Raw genomic sequence first — 10,450 nt, 5'->3', positions numbered from 1 at the left:
GGTGACCTCCCTTCTTCCGGCAGTGTCGAGAAAGAGGGACCTTTTCGGCACAGTGCGCCCAGGGACGGGACCCGACGACGTCGCGCGATAGCGCGACTGAGGGGGAGCACGGTGCCGGAAGGAGGGAGGTCACCTCGGACGGCGCCCGCCACCGACGCCTCTTCATCCGAATCCAGCTCAGCCCAGTAGACCGGTCAACAGGAGCGCCAAATAAAAAGGGCCGGACGCAAAGTCCGGCCCTTGTTCCATTCGACCCGGAAGAGTGCGCTTAGCGCACGGTGCCGCGGCGGAACAGGTTGACGATCGCCAACAGAATGACGGCGCCCAACAACGAGACCAGGAAGGTCGCGACCGAGATGCCCTCGTTGATGGTTCCCACGCCGATCATCGGCGAAACGATGAAGCCCGCCAGCAACGCGCCGACGATGCCCACGATCACGTTCAACAAGATACCTTGCTGTGCGTCGGTGCGCATGATGATGCTGGCCAGCCAGCCGACCACGCCGCCGACGATCAACCAAACCAGAATACCCATAAGACCCTCCTCCGGGGCGTCGTAACCAGTGTCAGCGACGAAATGAGGGGGCCTCGCGGTTGGTTCCGTCGTGGCCGTTCGTTTTAGTCAGTAAAACGGGACACCAGGCGCGCGATCACTGCCTGATGCGGCTGGTCGGGTAAATATCGGACGGACACGGTGGTGCCCACCGCCGGCAGCGAAGCCAGCGGTTCCGCGGCGGAGCGACGGTCGACATGACAACCGCGCACCGGGCCGTCCATGCCGGCAGGCTCGAACTCGAAATAAATGCGCGTGAAAGCGCCCCAGAGCTTGGGCCGCCAGACGTGCAGGATCCGGCCGTGGGCGACTTGCCCGCGTTTCAGGATGTCCTGTTGTAACTTGGCGGCGCGCGACACGCTCAACGACGACAAAATCGCCGCGACCATGGCGCCTGACAGGAAGGCGATAATGGGCATCAATTCTGCGGACATTGTTGGATCCAAGGCGGAGAGGGCGTGCGCAGGATGCGGGAGCCGCATTGCGACGGTCAGTGCAGTGGATCACGAATCCGCGCGCATTACCTTGAGGCGGAGCCTGAATTGCCGCGCCCGAAAGTCTTTTACCGACAGACTAATGTTTGCTGAGCCACGCGCCCAACCCCTGCGCGTTCAGCTCGATGTCAGTAGCCAGGACTTCACGTAGGAAAGATTCCTGCAGCGTCGATCCCGAACGCCGCAGCTCGGCGATATAGATATCAGCAAACGCTCGCTTCAACTGTTCATGCCGATGCGGCGCTTGCGCCAGCTCGCGAGCGACCACCACCATCTCGTCCACCTGCGCCAGAAACTGCACCGCCAGCTTTTCCGGATTCCCCACCGCGCCGTAATGCGTCAGGTACATCAATGACGGACGTTGAGCCAGCAAACGCGCCACCGACTCGTGCAGCGCCTTTTGGTCGAATTGCACCGGCGCCGTCGCCGGGACCACATAAGGTCCTTGCGGCGTGTGCAGCTCGGGATAAGCAATGCCGAAAGTATCGCCCGTGAACCAGCCGCGGTTCGCCTCGTCCCAAATGCAATGGTGATGCTTGGCGTGACCCGGCGTGTCCATGAAGCGCAGCGGCCGGCCGCCCAATGTCACAACCATGCCGTCGCTGGTCGTGGTCACTCTATCTTCGGGCACGGGCACGAGCTCGCCGTAATCGCGATTCGCCACTTCGACGCCATACACGGCTCGCACGCCTTCCATGAGCACCGTCGGATCGATCATGTGACGCGCCCCGCGCGGATGAATCAACATGCGCGCGTTCGGCAGCTCTCGCATCAGCAAGCCAGCACCACCGGCATGATCCAGATGCACGTGAGTTGGAATCACGTAATCGACAGCGCTTCGTTCCAAGCCCACCGCCTCAAGCGCGGCAAGCAATCTCGGCACGGCATTGTTGGGACCGGTATCGATGTACGCTGCGTGGCCGTTCTCGACGACCAGAAAAGCAGCGTCGAAGCGAGGACGAACGAAGCCGGTGTCGATGACCGTGATGCCGTGATCCAGGTGCTCGCAAAAATCAGCGGTGCTCATGAGGCTCGTTACGCAGCAGGTGAACTTCGCTGTGCTCGCTCGTCGGACGTTGCTGGCCGAGCATCCGATCCAGGACGCGGCTGACATGCTCCGGCGAACGCGTCCGGCGCGCGAAGATGGAATACACCGCCGGCACCGCGAACAACGTCAGGAACACCGAAACGATGGTGCCGTAGAACACCACGATGCCGATGGGAATACGCTGCTCCGAACCCGCGCCCGTCGCAAACAACAAAGGCAGCGCGCCGAACGCCGTACACAAGCTCGTCATCAGCACCGGCCGCAGACGCGTCTCGGCTGCCTTCACCACGGCCTCGGTGAACTCCACGCCCCGATCGCGCAACTGATTGGCGAACTCGACGATCAGCACGCCGTTCTTGGCCGCGATGCCGATGAGCATGATCACCGCGATCTGACTGAAGATATTGATGGTCGCGCCATACAACTTGAGACCGAACACCGCACCCAGCAGCGCGAGCGGCACCGTGACCATGATGATGCCCGGATGCACGAAGCTCTCGAACTGCGCCGCCAGCACCAGGAACACGATGGCGAGCGCGAAGAAGAACGTGAGATACATCTGTTCTCCGGCGCGCAGGTACTGCTCCGATTCGCCGTCCCACATCACCACCGCTTCCGGCGGCAACTCGCTGGCCGCGGTTTTTTGGAACCACTCGATGGCGTCGCCGAGGGTATAACCCGGCACGAGATCGCCACGGATCTCGACTGAGCGCAGACGATTGAACCGCGGCAGCTGCACCGGGCCTGCCGTTTCCTCGACGTGCACGACATTGGACAACGGAATCAGCGCATCGCCGCGCGCCGATCGAACACGAATGTTTGTGAGATCGGTAATGGTCTCGCGCGCCTCGTCACTGGCCTGCAGGATCACGTTGTACTCGCGGCCACGATCGACATAGGTCGTGACGATGCGCGAGCCGAGCACGGTTTCCAGCGTACGACCGACCGTTTGCAACGAGACACCCAGTTCGGCCGCGCGGCTGCGGTCCACCGAGACTCGCAACTGCGGCTTGCGCTCCTTGTAGCTGGTGTCGAGGTTGCGCAAGCCCGGATACTCACGCGCCAGGTCCAGCATCTTGTTCGACCACACCGCCAGCGATTCGTAGTCGGGACCGCCGAGCACCGCTTCGAACTGGCGACCCGAACCGCGCCGGCCGAGGCTGCCCATCTGGTTCGCCATGGCGCGCACGCCCGGCATCGTTTTCTGCGCTTCGCGGACGATGGAGTCGGCGATTTCCTGCGCCGACCGTTTGCGGTCGTGCCAGTCGGTCAGCATCATGAAGAGGCGCGCTGAATTCACATCGCCAGTTCGCGCGGGACCGCCTCCACCGCCGCCTGGCACGCGTATCAGGTAGTGTTCGATGTCGCCGTGCGCCTGCTGCTCTTTGGCAGCGATGGCTTCGAGCCGCAGAGCGTAGTCGTACATGTAATCGAAGGTCGACCCTTCCGGCCCCTCGATGCTGACACTCACGCGGCCGGCGTCGCCGGCAGGCACGAATTCCGTTGGCACTGAACGGAACGTCAACGCACCGAGCACGACCAGCGCGCCCACCGCACCGACGATCAGCCAAGGCCGACGAATCAGCGAGCGCAGCCGCCGGTCATAAACTTCGGCGAGGCGACGGAAGAAACGATCCACCGCCAGCGCGAAGCGGTTGCGATGCATGTCGGACTCGGGCAGCTTCGACGCCAGCATCGGCGTCAGCGTCAACGCCACCAGCGCCGAGAACAGCACCGACGCCGCGAGCGTGAAGCCGAACTCGCTGAACAACCGTCCCAGGTCGCCCGGCAGGAACGACACAGGAATGAACACGGCCGCGAGCGTCAGCGTCGTGGCAATCACGGCGAAGCCGATCTCACTGCTGCCTGTCACAGCGGCCACCAGCGGCGGCTCGCCGAGCTCGGTGCGTCGGTGCACGTTCTCGAGCACGACGATGGCGTCGTCCACCACCAGGCCGATGGCCAGCACCAGGCCGAGCAAGGTGAGCACATTGGCGGAGTAGCCCAGCGCATACATCACCGTGAACGAAGCGATGATGGACACTGGAATCGTCACGGCCGGGATCAGCGTCGCCCGCAGGCTGCCGAGGAACGCATAAATCACCAGCAGCACGGCGAGCAGCGCGAACACGACCGCGATGATCACCTCTCGCAGCGCCGCTTCGATCGCTATGCCGTTGTCGACGCCGACCTGCAGCTGCGCGCCGTTCGGCAAGCTGTTCTGCAACTTTTCGATTTCGGCTCGCACGCCGCGGACGATGTCGAGCGTGTTGGCCTTCGACTGCGCCTCCACAGCCATCGACACGCCGCCCTTGCCATCGAAGCGGGCGGTGGTGCGGTCGTTTTCCGCGGCCAGCTGCACTTTGGCCACTTCGCCCAAGCGGATCAGGTGTCCGTCCGAGCCACGCGCAATCACGAGATCCCGGAAATCCTGTTCGTCGTCCAATCCGACCAGCGTGCGCAACGTGAACTCGCGAGTCTTCGACTCGATGCGACCGGCGGGTAGCTCGACATTCTCGCGACGTAGCGCGTCTTCGACGTCGGTCACCGTGAGCTGGCGCGCCGCCAGCGCCTGACGATCCAGCCAGATGCGCATGGAGTAACGTTGGCCACTGTTGATGGAGACGCGCGCCACGCCCGGCACCGTCGACAACCGGTCGATGAGGTTGCGCTCGGCATAGTCGTTGGCTTCCAGCGTCGACATGGTGTCGGAGCTGAAGATGATGTGCATCACCGGATCGGCGCTGGCGTCCGCCTTCAAGACTTCCGGCGGATCGGCCTCTTCCGGCAGGTTGCCGACCACGCGCGCCACGCGATCTCGAACGTCGTTGGCCGCGCCGTCGACCTCACGATCCACGTCGAACTCGATGCGCACCGAGGAGCGCTCGTCCTCGCTGTCGGATTCGATCTTGAGAATGCCCTCGATGCCGGCGACGGAGTCCTCTATGACTTGCGTGATCTTGGTCTCGATGACCGCGGCCGAAGCGCCGGTGTAAGTGGTCGTGATCGACACCACCGGACGATCGATGTCGGGATATTCGCGCACCGCCAGTCGTTGCAGCGACACCAGACCGAAAATGATCAACAACAGGCTGATGACGGTCGCGAAGACCGGTCGGCGCACCGACAGCTCGGACAGCTTCATGACTTAGGAGCTCGTCGTCTGTTCTGCCTGGGCCTGCGCTTGCTGTTCGCGCACGGGCCCGCCATCACGCAGGTTCTGCGTGCCTTCGATCACCACGCGCTCGTGTTCCTTGAGTCCTTGCACGACTTCCACTTCACCGGGGCGCCGCTTACCGAGCTTCACTTCCCGACGCGCCGCCTGGCCGTTCTCGACCACGAATACAAACGTACGGCCCTGCTCGGGCACGATCGCGCCCTCGGGCACCAGCAGCGCTGGCGCGACTTCGCCTTCCAGCTTCACGGTCATGAACATGCCAGGACGCAGCTCGCCTTTGGGATTCGGCAGCTCAGCGCGAACCGCGATGGAACGGCTCACCGGATCGACGCGCGAATCGATCTGCGCGACCTTGCCGGTGAACTCGCGTCCCGGCAGACCCGCGGTCGCGGCGGTGACCGGCAGGCCCTTCTCGAGCACATACAAATAAGTTTCGGCGACCGTGAAATCGAGCTTGATGACGGACGTGTCGTCGAGTGTGGTGATCACCGAGCCCGGGCTCACCAGGCTGCCGACGCTGACCCGACGGAAACCGGTGTTGCCGTCGAAGCTGGCGCGAATGATGGTGTCCGCAAGGCGCGCCTTGGCCACGTCGACGCGCGCCTGATTCGCCTTCAACGTCGCCTCGATCAAATCGAGTTGCGAGACCGAGAGGGCCTTGCTCGTATACAGGTCGCGGCTGCGTTTGAAGTTGTTCTGGCTTTCGGCGAGCGCGGCTTCGGCTTCAGCGAGGGCGGCGCGCTCTGCGGCGTTGTCGAGCTCGACCAGCACCTGGCCCTTGCGCACCCGATCGCCCTCGTCGAAACGAATCGCGCTCACCGTGTTCGACGCCTTGGATGTGACTTCGACCGACTCGTTCGCGCGCGCCGTGCCGACTGCCTCGATCTCGACACCGAGCGGCTTTATCGCGGCCTCGGCCGTCACCACGTCGACTATCTCGGGTCCACCACGCCGGGCCGCTCCTGCCTGTTCACGCGAGCAACCTGCAGCCGCGATCACGAGCATCGCGCACAGGGCCCACTGCAGCGGGCGGAATCGTCGATCTGGCATGGAGTCGTTCCGTATCTTGTCGCGGGACTGAGACACCGATGGTAACCCGCCGCCCTACAGGCGCGGGTGTAACTGACAAACCTTTAAAAGTTGCCTGAGGTTCGCGGCCAGGAAAAATGAAAGTTTATGCGGCAAAACGCCGCGCGAAGCCAACAACTTGCGCCGCCAGCATCTCGAACTGCGTCTGGGTGCGCTCGTCGATGCAAGCGCCCGCCGAGTCGAACAAAGGCAGCGCCGTGTTCAGGGTGATCCCGAGCGGAGTCGGCCAGCCTCGCAAAGCGTGCACGATGGTGCGCACCGAGGTCAGTGTCGTCCCGGCACCCTGCCAGCCATACGCCGTCACAATGCAGCCCACGGCGCGGCCATCCAGATAGGGTCGTGGCTCGTCGCGCAGGTCTTCCAGCAAATCGATGGCGTTCTTCAACAGGCCCGACATGCCGGCGTGATACGCCGGCGTGGCCAGGATCAGCCCGTCTGCATCGCGCACCGTGGCGACGAACTGCTGCTGCTCCGGGGTTCGGGCCGACTCCTCCGGCGAGTACAGCGGCAACCCGGCCAGCTGCGGCCCAGCGATGACGCGAACCTCCGCGCCCAGCTTTTCGGCCGCCGCCAGGCAGGCCAGCAGCGACTTCTCGGTGGAGGAGCCCGCCTTGGTCGTACCGCCGATGCCGACGATGCGCGGACGCGAAGCAGACGAATGGGGCATCGAGAGGCGGACTCCGTTGTTTGGAATCTCACCTTATCACCGGCCGTCTCAACCGGTCATTCTTTGACGGTCGCCGCTTTGGAAGCTTCTTGAGTGGAGACGACGGCTGCTGGCAGCGTGAAGCGGAAAATGGTGCCGCGGCAGGGTTCGCTGTCGACGGTGATCTTGCCTCCGTAACGACGCACGATGCGCGCCACGATCGCCAGCCCGATGCCCACACCGGGAAATTCCGCCGCGCTGTGCAGACGTTGAAACGGTTCGAACAGACGCTGCGAGCGGGACATATCGAAGCCTGCACCATTATCACGCACCGAGAACACGATGCCGCCCGTCGCCTGCGTGCAGCTCACTTCGACCCGGGCATTGGTGGTGCGACTGGTGTACTTCCAGGCATTGCCCAGCAGATTGCCGAACAGGCTTTTCATCAGCCGCGGATCGGCGTTGACCATGAGGTTGGACTCGATGACGCAGTCCACCCGATGCCTGGGATATTGCTGACGCAGGTCTTCGACGATGGTGCGCGCCAGCGCCGAGATATCGACGCGCTCATTCAACAACTCCTGCCGCGAGACGCGCGCCAGCGACAGCAAGCCGTCGATGATTTCAGAGGAGCGCGTGACGTTGGACTGAATGCGATCGATGCGTTGAGTGATGACATCGGTCCTCACGCCCCCGAGGTCGTCTTTGAGCAGATCGTCGCGGAGCAAGCCGGCCTGGCCCGCAATGGTTCCTAGCGGCGAGCGCAGATCGTGCGAGGCGGACGCCGTGAACGCTTCCAGTTCTTCGTTGGTGAGCGCCAGCTGTTGATTGGCCTCCTGCAACTCGTTGGTGCGCGCGGCGACCCGGCTTTCCAGCTCGGCATTGAGTTGACCGAGATTGGTGTTGGCCTTTTCCAGCCGGTTGATGAAATGGCGCAGCAGGAAGGTCAGACCGATGAACAATATGGAGATGCCGACCAGCACGATAGTGAGTCCGCGCGTGCGATCGTGCCACGACTGCAGAATCGCTCCTTTCTCGCGGCTCGCCGACACCGCCAGGCGATAACCGCCAAGGCGGCGAATAGCGTAGATCCAGGTCCCGCTCGCGAACGGGCTGGACGCTTCGACGAAGCCGCCCTCTTCCGAGAGCTCGATGCTCCCTTTGAAAACGTCGCTGCGACTGACGTTGATCTGCCCTTTGTGAGCAAGGCTCGGCATCGGCACGCGTAACAGCAGATCGCCGTTCGTGGAAGTCACGCTCAGCGCGCCGTCGCGGATCGCCATGGTTTCGTACAACTGATCGAGCGCATCGACGCCGAGCAACGCACCGGCCCACACCGTCGCGCCGGAGTTGTCCACCGTGCGAATCGCGATGGGGAAAGCGCGCTGCGTGGACTCGATCGGATCTTCGATGGTGTTGCCGATGAACACGCCGCGTGTGTCGTCGAGAGCCGCCTGCAGCCAGGCCGGAGGCGCATCGAGCATCTTCACGTCGCGATTGCGGACGGCGGCGACGAATCGATTCGGCGTCATCACAAACAGGGCGCGCACATACTCGCCGCTGCTGAGCTCACGGGCGAGCAGATCGGCGGCGGTTCCCGCTGGTGTTTCCATGACGCCGCCGTTGGCGTCGATGTTCTGGGCCGCGGTCCGGGCGGCGCCGAGGCTGTCGTTGAGCACCGCTTGCAGATGAACATACATGCCGGCGGCGATGGCCCGCAGTTCGTGCCGCGCGGATTCGAGTGTTTCGGCTTTGTCGCTGTAGACCCGCCAGGTGGCATAGCTCCACAGCGCAACGAGAATGAGAACAGCTTGCGCGACCACCGCTCGTTTCACGAGCATGGGCAGTGCGCCGTCGATGAATCCTCGCTGATGCGTGCGTCCTGCTACGCGGTGCCAGTTGCCTTCCGTCATGAACTACCCGTGCGGGATATTCTTCGCGGCGGCAGTCTCTCACGCAGGCATGGATCCCGCCACCGAGATCGGGCGCTTCCCGCGCCCGTGCTCTCGGTGCCTCGACTGTTGATTTATCAGCTTGAGAAAGCCGTCACATATTGGCCCGAGCCCGATCCGCTGAGTTGCTTGCCGAAATGTCCGCATGCCCCATCGTGCGGACCACGTGGCCCTTCAGACCGTAGAACACGATGTAGGCGTAGCAAAGGGCCGGGACGAAGAACGACGAGAGCAGGCCGATGGTGTCGGCGAAGTAACCCTGAATCACCGGCACCAGGGCGCCGCCGACGATGGCCATGCACAGCACGCCCGAACCTTCGCCGGTGTGGCGCCCGAGCCTGGCGACGCCGAGTGTGAAGATGGTTGGGAACATGATGGAGTTGAACAGGCCGATGGCCAGTACCGCCCACATCGCGACCTTGCCCGCCGAGGCCATCGCGATCAGCAGCAGCGTGATCGCGCACGCCGAATTGAACGCCAGCACATAACCTGGCTTCACCTTCCGAAGCACCACCGCGCCGATGAAGCGACCGACCATGGCCCCGCCCCAGTAGAGCGCCAGATAACGACCCGCGACGTGCTCCGACAGGCCGCCGACTTCGGGCTGCGCCATGAAATTCACCAGGAAGCTGCCGATGGCCACTTCCGCGCCGACGTACATGAAGATCGCGACGGCGCCGAGCACGAGATGCGAGTGCTTCCAAACGCTGGGCACATCGTGATCGTCGGCGCCGGCGGTGGTCGCGTCAGTGCCCTTGATCACCGGCAACTTGAACTGCGCGAACACGACTGCGATCGCGAACAGCAGGCCGGCGAGGATCAGATACGGTCCCTGCACGGTCTCGATTTCTTTCGCCGTATCGACCGGCGCGCCCGCGCTCAACGCCACCGTCAAAATGAACATCGAACCCAGCAGCGGGCCCACCGTCGTGCCGAGCGAATTGAAAGCCTGCGTCAGGTTCAAACGGCTCGCGGCCGTCGAGCTGGGCCCGAGCACGGTCACATACGGATTGGCGGCGACCTGCAAAAGCGTGATGCCCGAAGCCAGAACAAACAACGCCGCGAGGAACAGCGGGTACGACTGCATGGCCGCGGCCGGATAAAAACCCAGACACGCCACGCCGGCGGTGGACAGGCCGATGATGATGCCGCGCCGGTAGCCCAGCTTTTCCACCAGATAGCCCGAGGGCACCGACATCACGAAATACGCCCCGAAAAAGCTGAACTGAATCAGCATGGCCTGCACGTAACTGAGCGTGAAGATGGCTTTCAGGTGCGGGATCAGAATGTCGTTCAAGGAGGTGATGAACCCCCACATGAAGAACAACGAGGTCAGCACCACCAGTGCAGGCAGATAGCTCGGCTGTTGGCCGCTATTGGCATTCATCTTCTTGGATCCCCCGATTGATGACCGATGCTGTCGTCGATCTGACAACGTTGTCACAGCATGCCAGAGACCGCAGGCCGGGGAAAGCCGCGTGTGCGGGCTT

At 63.3% G+C, this 10,450-nt stretch carries 8 protein-coding genes; all 8 read right to left on the bottom strand.

The window, feature by feature from the left end; all coding sequences use genetic code 11:
* Positions 1 to 268: 268 nt before the first annotated feature.
* Positions 269 to 535 carry a GlsB/YeaQ/YmgE family stress response membrane protein gene (locus VGD45_RS15505; RefSeq protein ID WP_331156233.1) on the bottom strand — a complete coding sequence of 89 codons (267 nt, stop codon included), beginning with the start codon at positions 533 to 535 and terminating at the stop codon, positions 269 to 271.
* 83 nt (positions 536 to 618) lie between these two features.
* Positions 619 to 987, bottom strand: a complete 369-nt coding sequence (locus VGD45_RS15500; RefSeq protein ID WP_331156232.1) for a DUF3592 domain-containing protein — start codon at positions 985 to 987, stop codon at positions 619 to 621.
* A 139-nt stretch (positions 988 to 1,126) separates the two neighbouring features.
* Positions 1,127 to 2,074 carry an MBL fold metallo-hydrolase gene (locus VGD45_RS15495; RefSeq protein ID WP_331156231.1) on the bottom strand — a complete coding sequence of 316 codons (948 nt, stop codon included), beginning with the start codon at positions 2,072 to 2,074 and terminating at the stop codon, positions 1,127 to 1,129.
* The gene (locus tag VGD45_RS15490) at positions 2,061 to 5,240 is read right to left on the bottom strand and encodes an efflux RND transporter permease subunit (RefSeq protein WP_331156230.1); all 3,180 of its coding nucleotides are present in this window, start codon (positions 5,238 to 5,240) and stop codon (positions 2,061 to 2,063) included. The genes VGD45_RS15495 and VGD45_RS15490 overlap by 14 nt, the downstream gene beginning before the upstream one ends.
* Positions 5,241 to 5,243: 3 nt before the next feature.
* On the bottom strand, positions 5,244 to 6,323 hold the full coding sequence (locus VGD45_RS15485) for an efflux RND transporter periplasmic adaptor subunit (RefSeq protein WP_331156229.1): 1,080 nt from the start codon (positions 6,321 to 6,323) through the stop codon (positions 5,244 to 5,246).
* A gap of 124 nt (positions 6,324 to 6,447) precedes the next feature.
* The gene (locus VGD45_RS15480) at positions 6,448 to 7,029 is read right to left on the bottom strand and encodes an NAD(P)H-dependent oxidoreductase (RefSeq protein ID WP_331156228.1); all 582 of its coding nucleotides are present in this window, start codon (positions 7,027 to 7,029) and stop codon (positions 6,448 to 6,450) included.
* Between the two features lie 56 nt (positions 7,030 to 7,085).
* The gene (locus VGD45_RS15475) at positions 7,086 to 8,921 is read right to left on the bottom strand and encodes a sensor histidine kinase (protein WP_331156227.1); all 1,836 of its coding nucleotides are present in this window, start codon (positions 8,919 to 8,921) and stop codon (positions 7,086 to 7,088) included.
* Between the two features lie 133 nt (positions 8,922 to 9,054).
* On the bottom strand, positions 9,055 to 10,347 hold the full coding sequence (locus VGD45_RS15470; RefSeq protein WP_331156226.1) for a sugar MFS transporter: 1,293 nt from the start codon (positions 10,345 to 10,347) through the stop codon (positions 9,055 to 9,057).
* Positions 10,348 to 10,450 lie beyond the last annotated feature (103 nt).

It is taken from the genome of Steroidobacter sp., from assembly GCF_036402275.1.
Lineage (GTDB): Bacteria > Pseudomonadota > Gammaproteobacteria > Steroidobacterales > Steroidobacteraceae > Steroidobacter.
This window is presented reverse-complemented; position numbering and strand designations above follow the sequence as displayed.